We start from the raw sequence: 23,455 nt of genomic DNA on the forward strand, positions 1-23,455 counted from the left end.
CATCTCATCCGACGGCCGGGGCGGGAGCTTTGATGGACGCGCGGGACGACGCTCTGACGGTCGAGCAGGCCGCCGAGGCGTTCGCGGCGGAGGTCGCCTACTGGCGTGAGGTGCGAGGTCTGGCCAAGCGGGAGTTAGCCAGAAGGATGGGCTTCGACCCGTCGTACGTGAGCCATGTCGAGTCGGGCCGTCACAAGCCGACGGAGGACTTCGCCCGCCGTGCGGAGCAGGCCCTGAACGCGGGCAAGGCCATCTGGAATCGTTGGCTGGACTACGAGACGGCCAAGGCCCCTTCGGCCCCAGCAGCGATACCGGCCTCCCGCAGGGCCGAGCAGCCGTACGCGACCGGCTCGGCGATCGTCGTCGAACACGATGCGGCCCGTCTGGACTACGACGGCCGCCTCTACCGGCTCACGATGCGCCGACTGCTGCGGAACACCGGCAGTGAGCCGATCACCCGCTACCTGATCCGCATCAGCGTCGACCGCTATCCGGGCGAGCCGGAACGGTCCAACGCCCACTACCGCGAGCACCCGCTGGCCTGGGACGAACTCGCCCTCGCCGCCACCTGCCGCGGTGAGGCGATGCGCTGGCAGGCCAAGCACGACCGCGATGCCTTCAAGGAGGTGTGGCTGCTGTTCAACAACGAACAGGGCCGTTTCCCTCTCTACCCGGGCGAGTCGGTGTGGATCGAGTACGCGTACTCGGTGGGTGACGAGAAGTGGGGCCGCTGGTTCCAGCGTGCCGTCCGCCTGCCCACCGAGCACCTGACGGTCGAACTCACCTTTCCTGCCGACCTCGATCCCGCCGTGTGGGGCACCGAGACCTCCATGACCGCCGAGGCGGCGCCGCTGCGGACGGCCCCGGTCCAGCACGACGCGGGCGGGATGCGTGTCTTCTCCTGGAGCACGACCACACCTCCACTCCACACCCGGTACCGTCTGGAATGGCGGTTCCGGGCGCGGCCCGAACATCAATTGCAACAAGGGGAGTTCAGGTGATCCAGGTGCGGCCCAGCGAGCAGATGCGCGTCCTCGGGGTCGTTCAGAACGGCGCCCCCGTGCTCGCCGAACCTGCCCGCGCCTTCGACCTGCCGACCCAGCGGGAGGCAGCCGAGCAGGTCATTGAGCAACTGTTCTCCGCGATGGAGCGGATCGGGCAGGTCCACCCCTTCGCCAAGGGCATGGGCATCGCGGCTCCGCAGATCGGGGTGGGCCGGGCCGCCGCCGTGGTCCAGCCTCCCGACCCCGCCGCCCCTGCGATCGTCCTGCTGAACCCCCGCATCACCGACAGCTCCAGCGACGTGGACGATCAGTACGAGGGCTGCCTGTCGTTCTTCGACGTCCGCGGTCTGGTCCCCCGGCCGCTGTGGATCACCGTGGAGACCACGACGCTGGAGGGCCAGCTGGTGACCACCACCTACGAACGCGGGCTCGCCAGGCTGGTCCACCACGAGATCGACCACCTCGACGGCCTGCTCTACACCGCACGGATGCGGACGGGTACCGCCCCCATCCCCGTCGAGGAGTACCGCCAGACCGGCCGGGCGTGGGCATACGAGCAGTAGCAGCAGTCCCGGCGGGCCCTGCGCGACCAGGCCGACCGGCTCGGCCAGGCGTGCGCGGACCTCGGACGGGACGCCGACGCCATGGAGAAGGTGCTGCTCACCGGGTTCACCCCGGACCGGAGCGACCCCCTGCGGTCGCTGGACGCCTTCGTCGAGTTCGCCGGGCTCCACCGGGAGCTGGGCTTCACCGAGATCGTGATCCACTGGCCCGTCCCGGACTCCGACTTCGCCGCCGACCAGGACGTTTTCGAACGGATCGCCACGGAGGCACTCGGACAGCTGGGCTGATCCGGGCGCCCGGGGCGGCCCGGGAGCCCGAGCCGGTCCGGGCGCGGGACGGCCTGGGCGCGCGGGTGCCCCGGGGCGGTCGGCCGGGACCGCCTGCACGACCGGGGCACCGGTCGCACTGCCGCCCGGACGCACCCGGGTGCCCTCCGGGCCGCGGGCGCCCCGGGCAACCCCGGCGGACCGCCCGACCCGGGGCCGTCCCGGCGGACCGCCCCGGGGCACCTCTGCTCCACCACACCCACCGGTGCTGACCTGGGAGAACGCCCCCGCCCGGCCCGGTCCGCCGTGGCGGAACCGAGCGGCTGGGCCACGGCGGACCGACGATCGCCGCACGGAACCGCCCGGAAATCCACTCAGATGTGCGAACCCTCGCACGCACGTGCTGGCATATGCGCGAGAATGGCGGAGTGACGTCTGCATCCCCGCGGCCGTGGACGACGGCCACCTCCGCCCTCCCGCCCCGGCTGATCGCCACGGATCTCGACGGGACCCTGCTGCGGGACGACAAGTCGGTGTCCCCCCGTACGGTCGCCGCCCTCGCCGCCGCCGAGGAGGCCGGGATCGAGGTCTTCTTCGTGACCGGCCGCCCGGCCCGCTGGATGGACGTGGTGAGCGCCCATCTGCACGGCCACGGCATCGCGATCTGCGGCAACGGAGCCGCCGTGGTGGATCTGCGCGACGGCTGGGTGAACCCCCGATTCCTCAAGGTCCGCGAGCTGCCCGCGCCCATCGCCCGACGGGTCGTGGAGGCCCTGCGGGCGGCGGCTCCGGGCACGGCCTTCGCCATGGAGCGCACCGGCGGCCTCCACCACGAACCGGAGTACCCGCCGCTCAAGCTCGACGTCGGGGAGAGCGTCGCCCCCGCCGAGGAACTCCTCACGGACGGGGCCGCAGCCGGTCAGCCCCTGCTCAAGCTGCTCGCCCACCACCGCGAGCTGGCCCCCGACGCCTTCCTCGCCCTCGCCCGCGCGGCCGTCGGACCGTGGGCGAACGTCACCCGTTCCAGCCCCACCGCCCTGCTGGAGATCAGCGGACCCGGCGTCTCCAAGGCCAGCACCCTGGAGCTGTGCTGTACCGAGCGGGGGATATCCCCCGCCGAGGTCATCGCGTTCGGGGACATGCCCAACGACATCGAGATGCTGAGCTGGGCGGGCACCTCCTACGCCATGGACAACGCCCACCCCGACGTCCTGGCCGTCGCCTCCGGGCTGACCAGCGCCAACAACGACGACGGCGTCGCGGTCGTCATCGAGCGGGTCCTCGCCGAGTACTACTAGGCCACCCGCCCACCTCCCCCGCGCGTTCCCCGGCACCCTCCGGACCCCGACCCGGGCAGTCCTCCGGCACCCTCCGCACCCCGACCGGACCATCCCCCGCCACCCACCGGACCTGCTGGCCCCGTCAGACCCAGCCAACCCAGCCGCCCCAGCCGACCCACGGGACCGGTCGACCCACAGGCCCGGTAAGCCGCGCTGATCCGGTCGCCGCACGGACCCCGGCGGCCGGGTGCCGGGCCGGGCCCCGCCCCGACGGCCCCCGCCCCGGACCGGATCACAGCACCACGCCCCGCCGGGCGAGCCACGGCACCGGATCGACGCCGGAGCCCAGCTGCGGCGTCACCCGCGCCTCGAAGTGCAGATGCGGCCCCGTGGAGTTCCCGGTCGTCCCGGACAGTCCGATCCACTGACCGGCCGCCACCCGTTCCCCCCGCTCCACCGCCGCCGACGACAGATGCGCGTACTGCGTGTAGTAGCCGTCCGGGTGGGCCACCACCACCGCGATCCCGAACGGTCCCCCGCAGGACACGCCCTCCACCCGGCCCTCGCCCACCGACCGCACCGGCGTCCCCTCGGCCACGGCGAAGTCCTGCCCGGTGTGCCGGTTAGCCCAGCGCTGCCCCGTCCCCCCGAACCCCGCCGACAGCGCGTACCCGGCGAGCGGCGCCACCCACTCGCCCGGGGGCGGCGGTTCGGCGCTCGCCAGCCGGACGGGCCCCGCGCAGCGCCCGGCCGCCACCGCCCGCTCGGCCTCGCTGCTCAGCCGCCACCGCGCCTCCTCCAGCTTCCCCTCGATATCGCGCTTCAACGCGGCGAGCCGCTCGTTGCGGCGCTCCAGCGCCCGCCACTCCCGCGAGGCCGCCGCCTCGTCGCCCGCCAGCCGCCGCTCGGCCCTCCGGCTCTCCTCGATCCTGGCCCGGACCGCCAGCTCCGCCTGCTCGACGGCCCGCCGCCCCCGCAGCACGTCCTGCGGACGGTCCGCGAGCAGCATCCGCGCGGTGTACGGGATCTCCCCGCCGCTCCGGTACTGGGCACGGGCGATCCGGCCCAGATCGGTGTGCAGCTCCTCCAGCGACCGCCGCTCCCGGGCCAGCCCCCGTTCCAGTTCTCCGGCCCGCGCCCGCTGGGCGGCGGCCTCCCGCCGCCCCTCCTCGTAGGCGCGGGCCGCCTCGGCGGCCTCCTCGTAGAGCCGCTCGACCTCCGCGCCCGCGCTCTCCCCGACGGGCAGTCCGGGCGGATGGGGATCGTCGTACGCGCTGACGTGCGAGGCGGCGAGGCCGAGCAGCACGCAGAGCGCGGCGGGCAGGAGCACGGGGCGGCGACGCCGGAGGAAGGGCATATGACGGATCGTTACGTGATCCGACGTCACCGGCGCGCACTGCTCGTACGGACGGGGGACGGGCTGCTCCGTACGGATCAGCGGGTACCGCCGGACAGGGCCCGTCCCGGGGCGGACCCGGGGGCCGGGCACCTGACGGACACCGGTCGGCGCCGTACGAGGGGACGGTCGTAGCCGCTCAGGGCCCCGTACGAAGGCCGGTCGAGGCGCCTGGGAGCCGGGGGAGCCGGTAGGAGAGCCGGGGAGCCGGTCAGGGACGCCTCCGGGGCGACCAGGGGACCAGGGGACCGGGGTACCGGGGTCGGCGGCGAACCAGCGACGGGGTCAGTGAGGTGCCTGCCACACCACGCTGGCGCCCGTGCCGTCCTCCCCGATGCCGGGCCCGAACCAGCTGTCGCCGCCCAGGGACTCGGCCCTCCGCCGCAGGTTCCGCAGCCCGCTGCGCCGTCCGCCCTCCGGGATGCCGACGCCGTCGTCGGCGACCGTGAGCCGGACCCCGGGGCGTCCGTCGGGCAGGGTGACGGTGGCGTCCACCACCACCTCGATCCGGGTGGCCTCGGCGTGCCGGAAGGCGTTGGACAGCGTCTCGCGCAGGGCCGCGATGAGGTTCTTCCCGCTGGGTTCGCCGACCACCGCGTCCACCGGTCCGAGGAACCGGTGCGCGGGCTTGAAGCCCAGCGGCACGGCGGCCGTGTTGATCTCCCGCAGGATGCGGGTGCGCAGCCCGGACGGCGCCTCGGCGGGACCCTGCTGAAGGGCGAAGATCGCCGTGCGGATCTCCTGGATCGTCACGTCGAGCTCGTCGACGGCCCGCCCGACGCCGTCGCGCACCGCCGGGTCCCCGGACCGGCGCTGGGCGCTCTCCAGCATCATCCCGGTGGCGAACAGCCTCTGGATCACCAGGTCGTGCAGATCGCGGGCGATCCGGTCCCGGTCCTCGTAAACGGCGAGGCGCTCCCGGTCCCGTTGCGCCTCGGCCATCTTCAGGGCGAGGGCCGCCTGCGCGGCGAACTGTCCGGCCAGGGTGCGTTCGGCCTCCGTGAAGGAGCGGTCACCCCGCTCCCGCAGGGTGACGAGGGAGCCGCGCACCCGGCCCTCGCTCTGCAACGGAAGCAGCATCGCCGGTCCGTACCGGCGGACGATCTCGCTGGTCACCCGGGGGTCCTCGGCCGCGTCGTCCAGGAAGACGGGCTCGCCCGCCAGCAGCAGCGTGGCGATCGGGCTGTCCGGCGGGACGACCACCCCGAGCGCCCCGTGCGGCTCCGCCGAGGCCACGGCGACGATCTCCAGCCCGCCCTCCTCGGCGGGCAGCAGCACGATCCCGGCGGCCGAGTCCGACAGCTGGCGGGCCTGTTCGGCGACGACCTGGAGGGCGTCCTCGGCGTCCCCGCCGGAGAGCAGGGCGGTGGTCACCGCGACGGAACCGTCGATCCAGCGGGCCCGCTGCCGGGCGGCCCCGTACAGCCGGGCGTTGCCGATGGCGATGCCCGCCTCGGTCGCCAGGACCCGGACGATGCTGAGGTCGTCCGCGTCGAACTCGGCCCCGCCGTGCTTCTCGGTGAGGTACAGGTTGCCGAAGATCTCGCCGTGCACCCGGATCGGGACGCCGAGGAAGCTGCGCATGGGCGGATGGTGCGCGGGGAAGCCCTGGGAGCGGGGGTCGGCGGAGAGGTCGGCCAGCACCACCGGTTCGGGGTGGTGGATCAGCGCGCCCAGCAGCCCGCGCTGACCGTCGGGCAGCCGTCCGATGCGTTTCGCGGTCGCCTCGTCGATCCCGTGGTAGACGAAGTCGGAGAGCCCGTCGCCGTCCTCGGAGACCACTCCGATCGCCGCGTAACGGGCCTGGGCCAGCTCGGCCGCCGTCTCACAGATCCGGTCGAGGGTGGAGTGCAGCTCCAGCCCGGTGCCGACCGAACGCATCGCGTCCAGCAGCTGCGGCACCCGGGCGGCCAGCTCCCCGGACATCCCCAGTGCCTCGTCGCCGTCCCGCTTCCCTGCCATGTCCAAACCCTAGTGACCTTCCGCTGCCCCCGGTGACCCGTCCGTCTCCCCTCGCCTACCCCGTTCCCGCGCCCTCCCGTCCCGCTTCCCCGCTTCCCCGCCGACGAGCCCACGAACCTACGGGCCTACGGGCCTACGGACCTACGGGCCCATGAACGGGCCCACGGGCGGCGAGGCGGCCCGCACCAACGGGCCCGCACCGCCACCGCCTCACACGGCCACCGCCACCGCCACCGCCGATCGGCTACACCACGGCCACCACGGTCGGCTCCGGCACGGCCACCGCCGCCATCGGCAGTTCCACCGCGGCCTCCCGGTCCCGCATCCCGGCCAACGGTCCGTCCACCGCCACCAGTTCCCCGTAGGGCCCGCGCTGGACGACGCGCCCCGCGTCCAGCACGATCACCTCGTCCACCGCTTCCAGCCCGGCCAGCCGATGGGTGATCAGCACGGTGGTGCGGCCCTCGGTGGCGGCCAGCAGATCGGCGGTCAGCGCGTCGGCGGTGGCCAGGTCCAGGTGCTCGGCCGGCTCGTCCAGCACCAGCACCGGGAAGTCCGCGAGCAGCGCCCGCGCCAGCACCAACCGCTGCCGCTGGCCGCCGGAGAGCCGGGCCCCGTGCTCGCCGACCAAGGTGTACAGCCCGTCGGGCAGCGTGTCGGCCCACTCCAGCATCCGTACCCGGGCCAGTACCGCCCGCAGCTCCGCCTCCCCCGCGTCCCGCCGCGCGATCAGCAGGTTCTCCCGCACCGAGCTGTCGAAGAGGTGCGCGTCCTGGGCGCAGAGCCCCACGGACCGCCGTACCGCGTCCCCGTCGAGGGTGTCCGTCCCGACCCCGTCGAGGGTGTACGTCCCCGCCTCCGGATCGAGGAACCGCGCCAGGACCTGGGCCAGGGTCGTCTTGCCGGAGCCGGAGGCCCCGACGACGGCGATCCTGCGCCCCCGCTCCAGCACCAGGTCCACCCCGTCGAGCGCGTTGCCGCGCTGCCCCTCGTAGCGGGCGCTGACCCCGTCCAGCCGCAGCGGGAACGGGGAGGCGGGCGGGTCGGCGGGCCGGGCGGGCTCATGGACCGGCGCGGGCGCGTCCAGCACCTCGTGCACCCGCTCGGCGCTCTTGCGCACCCGCTGCCGGTACTGGACCGCCAACGGCATTCCCATGACCGCCTCGAACGCGGCCAGCGGGGTCAGCACCACCACGGCCGTGGCGACCCCGCTCAGCCGTCCGTCCGCGACCGCCGCCACCGCGAACAGCGCGGTGCCGGTCACGGTGAGCCCGGTGATCAGGGTGGTCAGCGCGTCGCCCAGGGCGGTCGCGCTGGCCGCCCGGGACGCGATCCGGGTGAGCGTCGCGTCCGCGCGGCGGGCCCGGTCGGCACGGTCGGGGAGGGCGCCCGCGACGGTCAGTTCGGCGGTGCCGGTGAGCAGATCGGCGACCCGGGTCGCCAGCACTCCGCGCGCCGGGGCGAGCCGTCGTTCGGCCCGCCGGGCGACCGCGCCCGACAGCAGCGGCACGCCCGCTCCCGCCGCCAGCAGCCCCACGGCGAGCACCGCGCCCGCCTCGGGCAGCAGCCAGGCGGTGAACCCGACGGCCCCGAGGGAGACGGCGAGCGCGGCCCCGGCCGGAAGCAGCCAGCGCAGCCAGTAGTCCTGGAGCGCGTCCACGTCGGTGACCAGCCGGGACAGCAGATCGCCGCGCCGGGTGGCGCGCAGCCCCGCCGGGGCGAGCCGTTCCAGCCGCCGGTAGACGGCGACCCGGGTGTCGGCCAGCATCCGCAGCACCACGTCGTGGGAGACCAGCCGCTCCGCGTAGCGGAAGCAGGCCCGTCCGATGCCGAAGGTGCGGGTGGCGGTGACGGCCGTCATCAGATAGAGCACCGGCGGCTGTTCGGAGGCCCGGGAGATGAGGTACCCGGAGACCGCCATCAGTCCGACGGCGCTGCCCAGTGCCAGGGCGCCGAAGAGCAGGGCGAGGGCGAGCCGCCCCCGCCGGGGCCCGGCCGCCTCCCGCACCCGTGCGAACACCGACCGCGACCCGCGCCCCGGTTCGCCGACCGCGCCGGACGCGTCTCCGCCCCCGGTACCGGCCGCCGCCTCCGACGGCCGCTCCTCGCGCTCCTCCGTGGGCTGGAACAGCTCGTCGCCGAAGGCGTTGCCCCGGTCCGTCAGCTCCCCGAGCGGGTCCGCCCCGGTGGGACGCTGACGTGCCGCGTGGTCGGCGGCGATCCCGGCGCCCACCGTCGGGGCGCCCGCCGTCTCCGTTCCGGTCGGCCCGGGGTCGGCGGGTGGGGCCAGGGTGACGACCCGGTCCGCGACGGAGAGCAGCGCGGGCCGGTGCACCACCAGCAGCACGGTCCGGCCGACCGCCAGCCGTCGGACCGCCGCCACGATCCCGGCCTCGGTCTCCCCGTCCAGGGCGGCGGTCGGCTCGTCCAGGAGCAGCACGGGACGGTCGGCGAGGAAGGCCCGGGCGAGCGCGAGGCGCTGCCGCTGTCCGGCGGAGAGCCCCGCCCCGTCCTCACCCAGCGGGGTCTCCGTCCCGGCGGGCAGCGCGTCCACGAACTCCAGGGCCCCGGCGTCCCGCAGGGCGGCGCGCAGGGCGGTGTCATCGGCGTCGGGACGGGCGAGGCGTACGTTCTCGGCGAGGGTGCCCGCGAACAGCTGGGGCCGCTGCGGCACCCAGGCGACCTGCCGGTGCCAGAGCTCCCGGTCGGCCTCCGCGAGGTCGACCCCGCCGACGAGCACCCGTCCCCGATGGGGGCGGACGAAGCCGAGGGCGGCGGTGACCAAGGTGGACTTCCCTGCGCCGCTGGGCCCGACGAGCGCCACGGTCTCGCCCGGCGCCACGGTGAGGGACGCGTCGCTGACCGCGTCCGCCGTCCGTCCCGGGTAGCGCACGCTGACGTCCTCGAAGCGGAGCCCCAGTTCCTCGCGGGCGGTGGGCAGGGCCCGGGTCCCGCCCGAGGGCACCTCGGTCTCCAGGACCTCGAAGACCTCCTCGGCGGCGGCGAGCCCCTCGGCGGCGGCGTGGTACTGCGCGCCGACCTGGCGGAGCGGCAGATACGCCTCGGGGGCGAGGATCAGGATGACCAGTCCGGTGTAGAGGTCGAGGCCGCCGTGCACCAGCCGCATGCCGATGGTGACGGCGACCAGGGCGACGGACAGGGTCGCCAGGAGTTCCAGGGCGAAGGACGACAGGAACGCGATCCGCAGGGTCCGCATGGTGGCGAGCCGGTAGTCACCGGTGATCGTGCGGATCGCCTCGGCCTGGGCCTTGGCCCGGCCGAAGACCTTGAGGGTGGGCAGCCCCGCGACCACGTCGAGGAAGTGCCCGGAGAGCCGGGAGAGCATCCGCCACTGCCGGTCCATCCGCGCCTGGGTCGCCCACCCGATGAGGATCATGAAGATCGGGATGAGCGGGAGGGTCCCCGCGATGATGGCCGCCGAGACCCAGTCCTCGGTGACGATCCGGGCCAGCACCGCCACCGGGACCACGACCGCGAGCCCCAACTGCGGCAGATAGCGGGAGAAGTAGTCATCCAGGGCGTCGATGCCCCGGGTGGCGAGCGCCACCAGCGACCCCGTGCGCTGTCCGCTCAGCCAGCCCGGCCCCAGCGCGCCCGCCCGCTCCAGCAGCCGTCCCCGCAGCTCCGACTTCACCGCCGCGCTGGCCCGGTGCGCGGCCAGCTCCGTCAGCCAGGAGACGGCCGAACGCCCCAGCGTCACGGCCACCAAGGCCAGCAACGGGGTGGTCAGTTCACTCACGGACAGACCGCGCTGGAACGCCCCGACCACGATCTCCGCGATCAGCATGGCCTGGGCGATGACCAGCCCCGCCCCGACCAGCCCCAGACCCACCACCGCCCCGAGGAACCCCCGGGTGGCACGGGCGTAGCGGATCAGTCGCGGGTCGATCGGTTTCACGTGAAACACACCCTCGGGGGTCGTCTCGTCGTGTTTCACGTGAAACACGACCTGGGGGAGGAGCGATGAGGGCGGGACACGGGTGCGGGTCCCGCCCTCGGACGGATCGGCGCGGAGGTCGGTCCGGGGGTGGATCGGCGCGGAGATCAGCCCTGGGGCGGATCAGCCCGGAGGCCCGCCCTCGGAACGGATCAGTGCGCCGGTTCCGCGATGTGCTGGGTACCGATCCGCTTGCGGAACACCCAGTACGTCCAGCCCTGGTAGAGCAGGACGACCGGGGTGGCGATCCCCGCGCACCAAGTCATGATCGTCAGGGTGTACGGAGTGGACGAGGCGTTGGTGACCGTGAGGTTCCAGGCCGGGTCCAGCGAGGACGGCATGACGTTCGGGAAGAGCGTCAGGAAGAGCATGGTGACCGCCGCGACGATGGTGACGCCGGAGAAGGCGAACGCCCAGCCCTCCCGTCCGGCCAGATTGGTGGCCAGGGCGGCGACCAGCGCGGCGACCGCCACGATCATGGCGACCAGGCTGCCGTTGTCCCCCTGGTCGATCTGGGTCCAGAGGAGGAAGCCCAGCGCCAGCACCGCCGTCAGCAGACCGACCTGGGTGGCGAGCCGACGGGCCCGCACCCGGATGTCCCCCACGGTCTTCAGCGCGACGAACACCGCGCCGTGGAAGGTGAAGAGGGTCAGGGTGACCAGCCCTCCGAGCAGGGCGTAGCCGTTGAGCAGGTCGAGGACGTTGCCCACGTACTCCTTGTTCTGGTCGATCTTCACCCCCCGGACGATGTTGCCGAAGGCCACGCCCCAGAGGAACGCGGGGAGCAGGGAGCACCAGAAGATCGCGTTCTCCCAGTTGCGCTGCCAGTTCTCCTCGGGCCGCTTGGCGCGGTACTCGAAGGCGACCCCGCGCACGATCAGACAGACCAGGATCAGCAGCAGCGGCAGGTAGAACCCGGAGAAGAGGGTGGCGTACCACTCGGGGAAGGCGGCGAAGGTGGCACCGCCCGCGCTGAGCAGCCAGACCTCGTTGCCGTCCCAGACGGGGCCGATCGTATTGATCAGCACCCGCTTCTCGGGCCGGTCGCGGGCGAGCAGCTTGGTCAGGACACCGACGCCGAAGTCGAAGCCCTCCAGGAAGAAGTAGCCGATCCACAGGACCGCGATCAGGACGAACCAGACATCGTGGAGTTGCACGTCTCAGCTCCTTTCCGTCAGTAGGAGAAGGCCATCGGCCGGTCGGGGTCGCGGTCGTCGCCGCCGATCTTGGTGGGCGGGTTGAGGTCGGCCTCGGTGAGTTCGGGCGGGCCCGCCTTGATGTACTTGGCGAGCAGCTTGACCTCGATGACCGCGAGGACCGCGTAGAGCAGGGTGAAGACGACCATCGAGGTGATGACCTCGCCCTGGCTGACACCGGGGGAGACCGCGTTGCGGGTCTCCAGCACCCCGTACACCACCCACGGCTGACGGCCCGTCTCGGTGAAGATCCAGCCCCAGGAGTTGGCGATCAGCGGGAAGGCCAGGGTCCACCCGGCCAGCAGCCAGTACCAGCGGCCCCAGCGGGGGTGGAGGGCCTTCTTGCGGAAGAGCACGAGATGCGGCATCTCGTCCTCGCCCACCCTCAGGTGCTCAGGGAGCAGGAACTTCTTCCGGGTGAGCCAGAGCCCCAGCAGCCCGATGGCGAAGGAGGCCATCCCGAAGCCGATCATCCAGCGGAAGGACCAGAAGGCCAGCGGGATGTTGGGCCGGTAGTCACCGGGGCCGTACTTCGCCTGCTCGGCGGCGTTGACGTCGTTGATGCCGGGGACGAAGGAGTCGAAGTCGTCGTGGGCGAGGAAGGACAGTATCCCGGGGATCTCGATGGCGACGGTGTTGTGGCCCTTGTCCACGTCCCCGTAGGCGAAGAGCGAGAACGGCGCGCCCTCCTGACCGTCCCAGAGCGCTTCCGCGGCGGCCATCTTCATCGGCTGCTGCTCGAACATCACCTTGGCCAGCCGGTCCCCGCTGACGGCGGTGAGCAGACCGGCGACGGCGACGGTGACCAGCCCGAGCCGCAGCGAGGTCTTCATCACCGGGACGTGCTTCTTGCGCATCAGATGGATCGCGGCGACGCCGACCATGAACGCGCCACCGGTGAGGAACGCGGCGGTCAGGGTGTGGGCGACCTGGGTGAGCGTGGTGTTCTGGCTGAGGACCGCCCAGAAGTCGGTCAGCTCGGCGCGCCCGGCGGTCTCGTTTATGCGGTAGCCGACCGGGTGCTGCATCCAGGAGTTGGCGGCCAGGATGAAGTACGCCGACAGCACGGTGCCGATCGAGACCATCCAGATGGTGGCCAGGTGCAGCTTCTTCGGCAGCTTGTCCCAGCCGAAGATCCACAGTCCGATGAAGGTCGACTCGAAGAAGAAGGCGATGAGCGCCTCGAACGCGAGCGGCGCCCCGAAGACGTCACCGACGAAGCGGGAGTAGTCCGACCAGTTCATCCCGAACTGGAACTCCTGCACGATGCCGGTGACGACCCCCATGGCGATGTTGATCAGGAAGAGCTTGCCCCAGAACTTGGTGGCCCGGAGGTACTTCTCCTTCCCCGTGCGCACCCACGCCGTCTGCAGTCCGGCGGTCAGGGCCGCCAGGGAGATCGTCAGAGGGACGAACAGAAAGTGGTAGACGGTTGTGATGCCGAACTGCCATCGCGCCAGAGTCTCCGGCGCCAGAGCAAGGTCCACGTCTCCTTCTCCTTACGTGCCGTGTTCACAGCCGCAGTCTTGCCCCATTGATCCCTGACATAACAGGATGATCCAGGCGCGCTTGTGAACGCGTTCACATTCACAAGCATTATGTCCCACCCATTCCCGACGCTTGCACCCGGGGTCCCCCTTAGCGGAGGAAACATCCCCGCACCGACCCCATGAACCCAGGCGCGGGCAGCACAAAGCCCCCGAAACCAAGGTCTCGGGGGCCAGTGGCCTTCTCTGAGCGGAGTCTCACCCCACCGGGGAGACGGTGATCACAGCTCCGCGCGGAACGCCTCCGCGGTCCGCAGGAACAGGTCGTTCGCCTCGGTCTCGCCGATGGAGACCCGTACGCCCTCCCCCGCGAACGGCCTGACGACCACTCCGGCCCGCTCGCACGCCGAGGCGAAGTCACCCGTACGGTCCCCGAGCGGCAGCCAGACGAAGTTCGCCTCCGACGGGGGCACCGTCCACCCCTGCCCGGTGAGCGTCCCGTACACCCGGTTCCGCTCCGACACCAGCGAACCCACCCGGCCCAGCAGCTCGTCCTCCGCCCGCAGCGACGCCACCGCGGCGTCCTGGGCGAGCTGGCTCACCCCGAAGGGCACCGCCGTCTTCCGCAGCGCCGCGGCCACCGGCTCGTGCGCCACCGCGAAGCCGATCCGCAGCCCGGCGAGCCCGTACGCCTTCGAGAACGTCCGCAGCACGCACACGTTCGGGCGGTCCCGGTAGAGCTGGATGCCGTCCGGCACCTCCGGGTCCCGGACGAACTCCCGGTACGCCTCGTCCAGGACGACCAGCACGTCCCCGGGCACCCGGTCGAGGAACCGCTCCAGCTCGGCCCGGCGCACCGCGGTCCCGGTCGGGTTGTTCGGATTGCAGACGAAGACCAGCCGGGTCCGCTCGGTGATCGCGTCCGCCATCGCGTCCAGGTCGTGCACCTCGCCCGGTGCCAGCGGCACCCGCACCGAGGTCGCCCCGCTGATCTGGGTGATGATCGGGTACGCCTCGAAGGACCGCCAGGCGTAGACCACCTCGTCGCCCGGCCCGGAGGTCGCCTGGAGCAGCTGCTGCGCCACGCCCACCGAGCCGGTGCCCGTCGCCAGATGGCCGACCGGCACCGCGAACCGCTCGGCCAGCTCGCCCATCAGCTCCGAGCACGCCATGTCCGGGTACCGGTTGAAGTTCCCGGCCGCCGCGGCCACCCGCTCCATGACCCCCGGCAGCGGGGGGTAGGGGTTCTCGTTCGAGGACAGCTTGTACGCCACCGGACCACCGGCCGCCGCGGGCTTTCCCGGGGTGTAGGCGGGGACCCCCGCCAGCTCCGCCCGAAGCCTGGGACTCTGCACGCTCACCACGCCACTCCTCGCGACTCGAACCACGCACGAATGCTCCACACCCTAAGAGGATTCCGGCCGCAGACAACCCCTCGCGCCCTCCCTCCGGGCTTCCACACGCCTCCCGCCCCTGGTGACGGCGCGCGCATGGATGTCGCGCGCCCCTGGCTCACGCCGTGGCGCGCGTCCCTCGTCAAGGTGAGTTGAGACCTCTTCGAGACCTGGCACCCCGACCAGGCGCACACCCCACCACATGCCGGGATCCTGTGGTCGATCCACCAACTTCCATGCATTTCCTGGGTGGTGGAGCAACGAATCCATGCAGAAACGTCCCTGTCAACGCGTGAATCCGCGTCCGGTCCACCACACCCCCGGAGCCCTACTATCGGCACGCCATGACAGCAGCAGGGAAGCACCAGGTGAGCCGGGCGGACACCCCCCGCCGAGGCGGCCGGCCGGGCCGAGCGGGCATCAGAGACGTGGCCGCCGCCGCCGGTGTCTCCATCACGACGGTCTCCGACGCCCTCAACGGCAAGGGCCGGTTACCGGACGCGACCAGGCGCCACGTCCGCGAGGTCGCGGACCGGCTGGGCTACCGCCCCTCGGCCGCCGCCCGCACCCTCCGTACCGGGAAGTCCGGCCTCATCGGGCTGACCGTCACCACGTACGGGGATGAACCTTTCACCTTCACCGAGTTCGCCTACTTCGCGGAGATGGCGCGGGCCGCCACCTCGGCCGCGCTGGCCCGGGGATACGCCCTGGTCATCCTCCCGGCCACGTCCCGCCGCAGCCCGGTGGACGTGTGGTCGAACGTCGCGCTCGACGGCACCGTCGTCATCGATCCCTCGGACAAGGACCCCGTCGTCACCGAGCTGGTCCGCCAGGGCCTGCCCGTGGTGTCGGACGGCCGCCCCGCCGGTTCGCTGCCCGTCACCGCCTGGGTGGACAACGACCACGAGGCCGCCGTGCTCGGCATCCTCGACCACCTCGCCGAGGCGGGGGCGCGCCGGATCGGGCTGCTCACCGGCACCACCACCGACACGTACACCCACCTCTCCACGACGGCGTACCTGCGCTGGTGCGAGCGGGTGGGGCAGGACCCCGTCTACGAGGCGTACCCGGCGCACGACCCCTGCGCGGGCGCCGTGGCCGCCGACCGGCTGCTGGCCCGCCCCGACCGCCCGGACGCCGTCTACGGGCTCTTCGACCCCAACGGCACGGACCTGCTGGCTGCCGCCCGGCGCTACGGCCTGCGCGTTCCGGACGACCTGCTGCTCGTGTGCTGCAGTGAGTCGACCGTCTACGCCACCACCGAACCGCCGATCACCACCCTCTCCCTCAAGCCGCGCCGGATCGGCACCGCCGTCGTCCAACTGCTGATCGACGCGATCGAGGGGGTGGACTCCGACCAGCCGGTCCAGCAGGTGATACCGACGGAGCTGATCGTCCGCACCTCCTCCGAGCGGCGTCATCCCCGGACCACCGTCAGCCCTCCCCGGTCGCCACACGCCGGATAGCCGGATGAACGGACACCCGGTCGCCGCCCAATTCGGGAGAAATGCGCGGTGAACCGGGTCGCCGTTCCGATTCACCACCCCTGGGTCATCACACAGCGCGAGCCGCATTCCTATGATGGGCGGACGACACCGCGGGCCGCTGCGACCAGGCAGTCCGATCCGGTGCAGTTGCGGCGCGAGGTGGTGGAGGGGTCGATGACTCAGGGGGCAGGTCAGGGACCCGTCGTGCGGACGCCGACGGTGCGTGACTTCCGCGTGCCGGCCTATGTGCACGAGGCCGGCCCCGTCCACTCCGAGCGGGCCGCCGAGCGGACCGATCCACGGCTGGAACCACCGGCCGCCCCGACGGTCCCCCCGCAGGGCGCGCCCGTCGCGGCGGTCCCCGGGCACCCCGCCGGGAGCCCGGAGCACCCGGCGTCCACGGCCGCGTTCGGCTCCGCCGCCTACCCCCCGCCGCCCGGCGAGGCGCCCGCCCAGGGCTCCGCCCCCTACGAGGACGGCCTGGAGCCCGAGGGGTACACCCCCACCCAGCGCGACCTCCCGGTGATCAACCGCGGGGACACCCTCCAGGTCCCGGTCTCCACCGCCCCGGCCCCCGCGCCGCGCGGCCCGGAGGGCCCCGGCCCGCTGTACGTGGTCGGCGATGTGCACGGCTACCGGGACGAGCTGGTCGCCGCCCTGCGCGCGACGGGTCTGATCGACGCCGACGAGAGCTGGGCCGCGGGCAACACCCGGCTCTGGTTCCTCGGCGACTTCACCGACCGGGGACCCGACGGCATCGGGGTGATCGACCTGGTCATGCGGCTGTCCGCGGAGGCCGCCGCCGCCGGGGGCTACTGCAAGGCCCTGATGGGCAACCACGAGCTGCTGCTCATCGGCGCCCGCCGGTTCGGCGACACGCCGGTCAACTCCGGCGCGGGCACGGCCACCTTCCAGGCGGCCTGGCTGCTCAACGGCGGCCAGAAGTACGACATGGACCGGCTCCAGGACCACCATCTGCAGTGGATGTCCCGGCTCGACGCGATGGTGGAGGAGGACGGCCATCTGCTGCTGCACTCGGACACCACCGCCTACCTGGACTACGGCGACTCCATCGAGGACGTCAACGACACCGTCCGCGAGACGCTGACCCGCAACGACCCCGACGAGTGCTGGGACCTGTTCCGCAAGTTCACCAAGCGCTTCGCCTTCCGGGACGAGTCCGGGCCGAGGGCCGCGGGCGAGCTGCTCGCCGCCTACGGCGGTTCCCGGATCGTCCACGGTCACAGCCCCATCCCCTATCTGCTGGGCGAGGCCGGTTCCGAGGAGGACGACGACAGCCGCGGCCCGGTGGTGGAGGGACCACACGTCTACGCCGACGGGCTGGCCATCGCCATGGACGGCGGGGTGACCATGGCCGGGAAGCTGCTGGTCCAGCAACTCCCCCTGCACGACTGAGGCTTCCCCGTCCCTCCGGGGCGGCGGGGACTCCCGTGACCCCGGGGGACCTTTTTCGGAAATCCCCTGTCACGGCACGGCGGGTCGGCCCTACCATCGGCCTACCCGTGGACCCCTTCGTCACCGCGTCGCCCCGCTCACCCCGCCGGGCGTCGTGGTGTCAGGGCTCGGCAGGTCACCCTCCGTAACCTGCCCGACGGCTTCACACCCCTGCGGGCCACCCGCCCTACGGAGATCGGGGGATGCCAGATGAACAGCGTTCCGCGTCCGCTCCCGCCCGAGGACCGCGTCGCCTACGAGCGGATCCTCGACGAGGTGCTGCGCACCGCCCCGCACCGCCCGGACCTCGCCCCGGCCGGACGCCCACCGGACACCGCGCGGCTGCGCGCCGGAGCACTGGAGGCCAGCACCCGGATCGCGGCGGCCGCCGCCACCGAGTACGAGCTGTACGTCCGGCTCCGCGACCGGGCGCGCCAGGACGGGGCGCGACGGGGCGGAGCCCCACGACCCGACACCGGGCCCGACCCCGGACCCGGCACCGGCACCGGCACCAGACCCGGACCCGGTTCCGGACCGGATGCCGGTGACGGCGACGGCGACGGCGACGGCGACGGCGACGGCACCGTTCCCGACGTTCGTACTGGTCATGATCCTGACACCCGCACCGAGTCCGGCCCCGGAGCCGGTACCGGGCCCGCGCCCGGAGCCGGTTCCGGCGGCGCTCCCGGCCGGGGCCGTGACGGCTCCGGGGACGACGGCACCGACAGGACGTCCGGCGCCGGGGTGCTCGCCGTCATCGCGGTGCTCGCCCCCGTCCTCGCCGGGGCCGCCGCGGTGATCTTCCTGCTGGTGGGGTACGCCCTACAGGCCGTCAGCCCGGGACTGGCGATCGGCCGGACCCTGCTGACCACGGGCTGGGCCTTCGGCGGGATCACCGCCCTCGCGATCCTGGTCGCCGCCGCCGGACTGCTGCTCACCGCGGTCCGCAACGACGCCACGGCGGTGCGGGCCGATCCGGCCGACGGAACGGACGCCCGGCTGGCCGCCGCCCGGCACGACTGGCACGAGGCGCTGCGGGACCGGGGCATCGTGCCGTTCCTGCGGGAGGCCGTGGCCGGGGCCGGGGTGACCGACGGGCCGGACGAGGTCGCCGCCGCACCGGCACCCGTGGGACGGATCCCGCACCTGGGCTACCACCGGCCGGGATTCAGCAGCCCCGACCGGGGACCGGCCGCGCCGCGCCCCAGCTACTCCCGTCCGGACTACAGCAGCCCGGACTTCGGGGGCCCCGAACACCGGCCGGAGTGATCACCGGAGCGGCCCTCGCCCTGACGGACCGACGGCACCGTGGGACGAGCCACGGTGCCGTCGGCCGTCCCACGACCGTTCCCGACCGTGGCGTCGGCCGCCCCCAGCCGTGGCGTCGGCCGTCCGGACGGTGCCGTCAACCGCCCAAGCGGACGTTTGCTCTTCATTTGCGCCACTCCGGCGAAGACCGGGGCCAGGCCCTCCCCCAGCGAACCCTCTCTGTGAGAACATTCTCACCTGACGTAATCAGTCGTACATCTGTACACCGAACACGTGTGGGGACATAACCAGATGAGAATGGGCAAGCTTCGTATATCCAGCGCCGCGTGTGCCGTTCTGCTCAGTACCGTCCTGGCCCCTGACGCCTTCGCGTCAGCCGCCCCGGATTCGCTCCAGCAAGAGATCGACTCCGTTCTCGCCACCACCACGGGGGGCGTGCAGATCAGCAGGAACGAAATCGCCTGGGACGACGGCCGGGCGATCCTGGCCTTCCCACTGCCCGGTGAGACCACCGCCCCGCCCAGCAGCCCCGCCGCCCGGGCCCTGGAGGCCAGGACGTCCGGAGCCTCACCCTCCCGCCCCACGGGCCCCACCGGGACCGTCACCGTGGTCACGCCCCAGGGGCCCGGCGCAGGTGTCGTGGCGGACGAGGAGCTCCCCCCGGGCGAAACGGAACCCTCGGACGGCGTCTCGGCCTCCGACAACTGCCCGACCGAGGTCTTCGGCAACGACTGGTACTGCTTCTACCAGTTCAAGAACTACGCGGGCCGCCGCCTCCAGTGGAACTCCCGGCAGTCGGGCGTCGTCCACTTCGCCCGTTACGCCTTCCTCAACCGGACCTCCTCCTGGTCGAACAAGGGCGGTCTGACCATCGAGGTGTCCGGACGGCTCCGTTCCGGTCAGGACAGCAGCTGCGGGGGCGCCGCCTCCCTCCTCTGGGTCGAGCGCTCCCACTCCAAGAGCGCCTCCCTGCCCAACTCGCTGGACAACCGGGCCGACTGCTTCCGCACCACCTGAGCCACGGCGCACCACCGCCGCCCGCCGTGCGGGAGGGACCGCGCGCACGGCGGGACCGTCCGGTCCGGCACGGTCGCACCCGGGCCCGACCGGACGGTCTCCGGCACCGGCCGGGTCGGTACCAGCCGGGCCACGGGCTCACCGGACGGGCCTCCGGGCCCTCACCCGGTCTTCAGATAGGTCACGTACATGACCACCGCGGGGATCCGCACGCCGAGTGCCCCCGGGTCCTCGGTCAGCTCCTCCTCGTAGGCGAGCAGCCGTCCGTCCTCCGGGTGGAACACCAGGGTGACGCGCTCGGGCAGCCCCCCGCCGTCCGACTCCACGGAGAACGCCTCCCCGGCCCGGCCGCCCCGGTCCCGGGTGCCGCCCCGGTGGACGACGCCCTCGACCGAGGCGAGCACCCTCAGCACCGCGGCCCGCTGGGCCGGGCCGAACCGGTGGTCCACATGGCGTTCCGAGAGGGTCTCCAGCAGTCGCCCCGGTGCCGTCCCGCCGGGTGCGTCCGCGCCCAGCCAGCGACGCATCCCCTCGGTGTCGCCCGGGGGCGGGCCGTCTCCGCCGTCCGCGCCCGCGGTGCCGCCCCGCTCGCTCGACCGCCGTCCGACCGCCCCGGAGTCCTCCCAGGTCCGGCGCTGTTCGGGGGTCGCGAACCGGGGCGGCTGGGTCCGGGCCCGCCAGGCCAGGGAACCGTCCGGCCGCTTCCAGGTCTCCCGGCGCTCGGGGACCACCGCCGACGTCACCCGGACCCCGTCGATCCGGGTCGACAGGGACCAGGTCTCCTGGACGAAGTGCTCCGGCGCCCCGCCCCGCCCCGGTTCCCCGGGCAACCGCTCGACGCGGCGGGCGAGTTCCTCCAGGACGCCGGCCGCCGGGCGACCCGGTTCCCGGGGTTCCCTCAGTTCCAGCGGGGGCGGGGTCGCGGCGTGCGCGGGGGGAGCCGTGGCGCCGCCCAGCACCTGGTACCCCATGGCGGCGGCCACCACGACGGAGGCGGTCACCATCCCCGCGAACGCCAGCCGCCGGGAACGGCGACCCTCCTTCCCCGGCGCCGCCCCCTTCCGGGGCGCCGTCTCCCTCCCGGCCGCCGTCTCCTTCCGGAATCCCGCGCCCTCCCCGTTCGTCGCCCCCTCGCGGGGGGTCGCCAGAATCCGTTCGAGCGCCGCTCGTCGCACCTCCGCGCCCTCCCGGGCGCCGGGGAACGCGGCCGGGTCGAGGGATCGGAGCCGGTTCTCACTGTCACGCATCGGTAGCACCCCAATTCGTCTGGTGCACACGCCTGCCGGGCGCGGCCGTGGAGGGGACCACCTCACCGGAGAGCATCTCGGCCAGCTGTCTGCGCAGCCGTTTGCGGGCCCGGTGCAGCCGGACCCGGAAGGCCGCGGCGCCGCAGCCGAGCACCCGCGCGGCCTCCCGGGCCGGAAGCTCCTCCCACAGGGTGAGCCGGAGCACTTCCTGGTCGGACGGCCCGAGCCGGTCGAAGGCCGACGCCAGGTCGATCAGTCCCACGACGGAGTCCGCGTGGTCGTCGACGTCTCCCGGCGGCTGGGTGGCCATCAGTTCCACCAGTCTGAGCCGCCGTTGGTCCACGCGGTACGTGTTGCCCAGGGTGTTCCGCGCGACCCCGTACAGCCACGGCAGGACCGCGCCGTCCGGGACGTCGTCCAGTCTGCGCCAGACGACCAGGAACACCTCCGACACCACGTCCCGCACCTGGTCGGAGTGGATGCGGCGGCGCACGTAGGCGTCGACGTCCGTGTAGTGGCGCTCGTACAGTTCGGTGAAGCGCTGTTCGCTGCTCGTTGTGGTCACGTCCCCTCCACCCCCTCTATGTACGGGGACCACCACCGCCTTACAGGGATCTTCCGCACGCCCCTCGCGAACGGACCCGTCGACGGCCGGACGGAGACGGGCCCGGACGCGGTCGCGCCCCCGGTCCGCGCGTGGACGGCGCGGACCGGGGGCGTGCGCGGGGGGGCGCGTCGGGCGCCCGGAGGATCACTCGGCCATCGGCGGGTGCACCCGGTCGCCCGAGGCCGCGAGCACAGCGAGATCCGTATGAGACGGCCTAGCGCGGAGCGTCGCGGACGTTGCGTTGGAGGACGTCGGTCAGCACCCCGGCAGCGGTGGCGAAGTCATTGTCGTCGTGCAGGACGATCAGCCCGTGGTGGGCCGCGGTGGCACAGATCATCAGGTCGACGGTGGACAGCGCTCGGACAGCGCCACCGCTCTGGGCGAGCCGGAACTGGGCGGACTCGATCCAGCCCCACAGGTTCTTCGGCAGGGGCACGTCGGGGTACAGATCGGCGAACATCTCGCCCATCTGCTCGTAGTGGACGAGGTTGCGGGCGGAACGTCGGAACTCGGTGCGCTGGGGAGCACAGGACCCGATCAGGCGCAGGTCGATGTCCTCCCCCCACGCGTCGTTCAGGTGCTGCTCGCGGAGCAGGCGCCACACGGCGGTGGAGTCCGCGAGGTATCGGATCACTCCGCTACCCGCTTCTCGGCGTCATGGAGCTGCTGCCAGCCCTCGTAGTCCCACTCCTGCGCGGCCTGCGTGTGCCGAGCGCGTCTGGCGGCACGCTCGTGTCTGTCGGCGTACTCGCGGAGTGCGGCGTTCACCACGTCCTTCTTGGTCGCGCCTCCGGAGAACCGCAGGGCCTTCGCCAGCGCGTCATCGTCCAGATCGATGGTCGTCACACTCATGCATGCCTCCTTTATATAAGGCCAACAATATCTTTGAATATAACAGCGCCCGACCAGGACCGAGCTGGAGAACGCCGGACGCCGCTCCCGGAGGTCAGCCTCCGGGAGCGGCGTCCGTCATGGTCACGTGCGTGCGTCAGTCCGCCAGCGGGAGGTAGACGCGGTTGCCCTGAGCCGCGAACTCCTCGGACTTGGCCCGCATACCGGCCAGGGCCTCGGCGTCGAAGGCGCCCTGGACCGCGGTGGAACCGTCGCCGTGCTCGTCGCGGATCTGCTGGGAGATCTTCATCGAGCAGAAGCTCAGTAAAGGCACCATCGCGACGAGCCGCGTCACTGCGAGTGGACCGAGAAGACCTCGACCTCGCACTTCGCCGCACCGCTCCGCTCGATCCGCGCGTCACTGGTGATCAGCGGCGCGCCCAGGGCTTCCGCCAGGGCGACGTACTGGGAGTCATAGGCGCTGAGGTTGGCGTGCAGCTTCTTCACCCGCTCCCAGAAGGGCAACGTCTCCCGTTTGGCGATGGGGAGCATCCGGTACGCGGCGACCGCCCGCTCCACTTCCTTCTCGGTGAGCTTGCCGCCGCGCCGCATGCCGAGGAGGGCCGACTGGATCTCGTAGTCCAAGAGGGTGGGGGCGTAGACGTCCCCGGCCTCGGCCACCCGGCCGCGGATGAGGTCTCCGTCGGGACCGTGGGCCGTGAGGACCAGGACGAGGGCGGAGCAGTCGATGACGATCAACGCCCGGCTCGCCCCTCGTCGATGGCGGCGAGGACATCGACGGTGTTGACGTCGGCGGTGGTCTCCCGGTTCAGCCGCGTCATCATCTCCGCCATCGTGGGCCTGGACGCCTCCTTGGCGATCAGGTCCTGCATGAACGCCTGGAGTGACTTGCCGGCTTGGGACGCGCGGACCTTCAGGGTCTGGATCTGGTCGTCCGGGACGTCCCGGATGGTGAGGACTGTCATGTCTGCATTATAGCTTCAACTTCTGCAAAATGCAGACACCCGGAGGATG

The 23,455-nt window shown here is 72.7% G+C and carries 20 protein-coding genes and 1 pseudogene; 8 read left to right on the plus strand and 13 right to left on the minus strand.

The genetic code is table 11. The features are described from left to right. The first annotated feature begins 32 nt into the window (after window positions 1-32). The 4 genes and pseudogenes from ACVWNX_RS16735 (at window position 33) to ACVWNX_RS16750 (ending at window position 3,132) form a co-directional block, all read left to right on the plus strand. Entirely contained in the window at window positions 33-1,001 is a 969-nt protein-coding gene (locus ACVWNX_RS16735; protein WP_454407874.1) for a helix-turn-helix domain-containing protein, read from the plus strand. Next, complete coding sequence (locus ACVWNX_RS16740) at window positions 998-1,567, plus strand: peptide deformylase (RefSeq protein ID WP_454407875.1); 570 nt, start codon at window positions 998-1,000, stop codon at window positions 1,565-1,567. The genes ACVWNX_RS16735 and ACVWNX_RS16740 overlap by 4 nt, the downstream gene beginning before the upstream one ends. Then, window positions 1,568-1,855 (plus strand): annotated as a pseudogene (locus ACVWNX_RS16745) (LLM class flavin-dependent oxidoreductase); the annotation flags it as partial. A gap of 389 nt (window positions 1,856-2,244) precedes the next feature. Further along, window positions 2,245-3,132, plus strand: coding sequence for an HAD family hydrolase (locus ACVWNX_RS16750; protein WP_454407876.1), 888 nt, complete (start codon window positions 2,245-2,247; stop codon window positions 3,130-3,132). Window positions 3,133-3,406: 274 nt separating this feature from the next. On the opposite strand, the gene ACVWNX_RS16755 is transcribed toward ACVWNX_RS16750, so the two are convergent. The 6 genes from ACVWNX_RS16755 to hisC all read right to left on the minus strand — a co-directional run bounded on the left by ACVWNX_RS16755 (window position 3,407) and on the right by hisC (window position 14,474). Next, on the minus strand, window positions 3,407-4,471 hold the full coding sequence (locus ACVWNX_RS16755) for a murein hydrolase activator EnvC family protein (RefSeq protein WP_454407877.1): 1,065 nt from the start codon (window positions 4,469-4,471) through the stop codon (window positions 3,407-3,409). A gap of 324 nt (window positions 4,472-4,795) precedes the next feature. Continuing rightward, window positions 4,796-6,472, minus strand: a complete 1,677-nt coding sequence (locus tag ACVWNX_RS16760) for a sensor histidine kinase (protein ID WP_454407878.1) — start codon at window positions 6,470-6,472, stop codon at window positions 4,796-4,798. 244 nt (window positions 6,473-6,716) lie between these two features. Further along, window positions 6,717-10,391, minus strand: a complete 3,675-nt coding sequence (cydD, locus tag ACVWNX_RS16765) for a thiol reductant ABC exporter subunit CydD (RefSeq protein WP_454407879.1) — start codon at window positions 10,389-10,391, stop codon at window positions 6,717-6,719. A gap of 191 nt (window positions 10,392-10,582) precedes the next feature. Then, on the minus strand, window positions 10,583-11,587 hold the full coding sequence (cydB, locus tag ACVWNX_RS16770; protein ID WP_454407880.1) for a cytochrome d ubiquinol oxidase subunit II: 1,005 nt from the start codon (window positions 11,585-11,587) through the stop codon (window positions 10,583-10,585). Window positions 11,588-11,604: 17 nt separating this feature from the next. Continuing rightward, window positions 11,605-13,113: a cytochrome ubiquinol oxidase subunit I gene (locus ACVWNX_RS16775; protein WP_454407881.1), complete on the minus strand. Its 1,509-nt coding sequence runs from the start codon at window positions 13,111-13,113 to the stop codon at window positions 11,605-11,607. 281 nt (window positions 13,114-13,394) lie between these two features. Continuing rightward, entirely contained in the window at window positions 13,395-14,474 is a 1,080-nt protein-coding gene (hisC, locus tag ACVWNX_RS16780) for a histidinol-phosphate transaminase (protein ID WP_454407882.1), read from the minus strand. A gap of 377 nt (window positions 14,475-14,851) precedes the next feature. On the opposite strand from hisC, the gene ACVWNX_RS16785 reads away from it, so the two are divergent. The 4 genes from ACVWNX_RS16785 (at window position 14,852) to ACVWNX_RS16800 (ending at window position 19,735) form a co-directional block, all read left to right on the plus strand. Further along, the gene (locus ACVWNX_RS16785) at window positions 14,852-15,973 is read left to right on the plus strand and encodes a LacI family DNA-binding transcriptional regulator (protein WP_454407883.1); all 1,122 of its coding nucleotides are present in this window, start codon (window positions 14,852-14,854) and stop codon (window positions 15,971-15,973) included. 180 nt (window positions 15,974-16,153) lie between these two features. Continuing rightward, window positions 16,154-17,410, plus strand: a complete 1,257-nt coding sequence (locus ACVWNX_RS16790) for a metallophosphoesterase (RefSeq protein WP_454414802.1) — start codon at window positions 16,154-16,156, stop codon at window positions 17,408-17,410. Between the two features lie 249 nt (window positions 17,411-17,659). Then, on the plus strand, window positions 17,660-18,718 hold the full coding sequence (locus tag ACVWNX_RS16795; RefSeq protein WP_454407884.1) for a hypothetical protein: 1,059 nt from the start codon (window positions 17,660-17,662) through the stop codon (window positions 18,716-18,718). A gap of 297 nt (window positions 18,719-19,015) precedes the next feature. Beyond that, window positions 19,016-19,735 carry a peptidase inhibitor family I36 protein gene (locus ACVWNX_RS16800; protein ID WP_454407885.1) on the plus strand — a complete coding sequence of 240 codons (720 nt, stop codon included), beginning with the start codon at window positions 19,016-19,018 and terminating at the stop codon, window positions 19,733-19,735. A gap of 161 nt (window positions 19,736-19,896) precedes the next feature. On the opposite strand, the gene ACVWNX_RS16805 is transcribed toward ACVWNX_RS16800, so the two are convergent. The 7 genes from ACVWNX_RS16805 to ACVWNX_RS16835 form a co-directional block, all read right to left on the minus strand. After that, entirely contained in the window at window positions 19,897-20,982 is a 1,086-nt protein-coding gene (locus ACVWNX_RS16805) for a hypothetical protein (protein WP_454407886.1), read from the minus strand. After that, on the minus strand, window positions 20,975-21,547 hold the full coding sequence (locus ACVWNX_RS16810) for an RNA polymerase sigma factor (RefSeq protein WP_454407887.1): 573 nt from the start codon (window positions 21,545-21,547) through the stop codon (window positions 20,975-20,977). Before ACVWNX_RS16810 ends, ACVWNX_RS16805 begins: the two co-directional genes overlap by 8 nt. Window positions 21,548-21,803: 256 nt before the next feature. Further along, a complete protein-coding gene (locus ACVWNX_RS16815) occupies window positions 21,804-22,223 on the minus strand; it encodes a PIN domain-containing protein (protein ID WP_454407888.1) in 420 nt (139 codons plus the stop codon). Then, complete coding sequence (locus ACVWNX_RS16820) at window positions 22,220-22,441, minus strand: type II toxin-antitoxin system VapB family antitoxin (RefSeq protein WP_454407889.1); 222 nt, start codon at window positions 22,439-22,441, stop codon at window positions 22,220-22,222. The genes ACVWNX_RS16815 and ACVWNX_RS16820 overlap by 4 nt, the downstream gene beginning before the upstream one ends. A gap of 136 nt (window positions 22,442-22,577) precedes the next feature. After that, window positions 22,578-22,757, minus strand: a complete 180-nt coding sequence (locus tag ACVWNX_RS16825) for a thiamine biosynthesis protein ThiC (protein WP_454415047.1) — start codon at window positions 22,755-22,757, stop codon at window positions 22,578-22,580. Window positions 22,758-22,771: 14 nt separating this feature from the next. Continuing rightward, window positions 22,772-23,179 carry a type II toxin-antitoxin system VapC family toxin gene (locus ACVWNX_RS16830; RefSeq protein WP_454407890.1) on the minus strand — a complete coding sequence of 136 codons (408 nt, stop codon included), beginning with the start codon at window positions 23,177-23,179 and terminating at the stop codon, window positions 22,772-22,774. Then, window positions 23,176-23,406: a FitA-like ribbon-helix-helix domain-containing protein gene (locus ACVWNX_RS16835; RefSeq protein ID WP_454407891.1), complete on the minus strand. Its 231-nt coding sequence runs from the start codon at window positions 23,404-23,406 to the stop codon at window positions 23,176-23,178. Before ACVWNX_RS16835 ends, ACVWNX_RS16830 begins: the two co-directional genes overlap by 4 nt. Window positions 23,407-23,455 lie beyond the last annotated feature (49 nt).

This window comes from Streptomyces sp. JNUCC 64, from assembly GCF_054484115.1.

Coding starts and splice junctions, on each gene's coding strand:
- ACVWNX_RS16820 (WP_454407889.1), bottom strand. CDS start 22,441: ATGAGTGTGACGACCATCGATCTGGACGATGACGCGCTGGCGAAGGCC.
- ACVWNX_RS16735 (WP_454407874.1), top strand. CDS start 33: ATGGACGCGCGGGACGACGCTCTGACGGTCGAGCAGGCCGCCGAGGCG.
- ACVWNX_RS16760 (WP_454407878.1), bottom strand. CDS start 6,472: ATGGCAGGGAAGCGGGACGGCGACGAGGCACTGGGGATGTCCGGGGAG.
- ACVWNX_RS16800 (WP_454407885.1), top strand. CDS start 19,016: ATGGGCAAGCTTCGTATATCCAGCGCCGCGTGTGCCGTTCTGCTCAGT.
- ACVWNX_RS16755 (WP_454407877.1), bottom strand. CDS start 4,471: ATGCCCTTCCTCCGGCGTCGCCGCCCCGTGCTCCTGCCCGCCGCGCTC.
- ACVWNX_RS16805 (WP_454407886.1), bottom strand. CDS start 20,982: ATGCGTGACAGTGAGAACCGGCTCCGATCCCTCGACCCGGCCGCGTTC.
- ACVWNX_RS16795 (WP_454407884.1), top strand. CDS start 17,660: ATGAACAGCGTTCCGCGTCCGCTCCCGCCCGAGGACCGCGTCGCCTAC.
- ACVWNX_RS16750 (WP_454407876.1), top strand. CDS start 2,245: ATGCGCGAGAATGGCGGAGTGACGTCTGCATCCCCGCGGCCGTGGACG.
- ACVWNX_RS16835 (WP_454407891.1), bottom strand. CDS start 23,406: ATGACAGTCCTCACCATCCGGGACGTCCCGGACGACCAGATCCAGACC.
- ACVWNX_RS16825 (WP_454415047.1), bottom strand. CDS start 22,757: ATGGTGCCTTTACTGAGCTTCTGCTCGATGAAGATCTCCCAGCAGATC.
- ACVWNX_RS16785 (WP_454407883.1), top strand. CDS start 14,852: ATGACAGCAGCAGGGAAGCACCAGGTGAGCCGGGCGGACACCCCCCGC.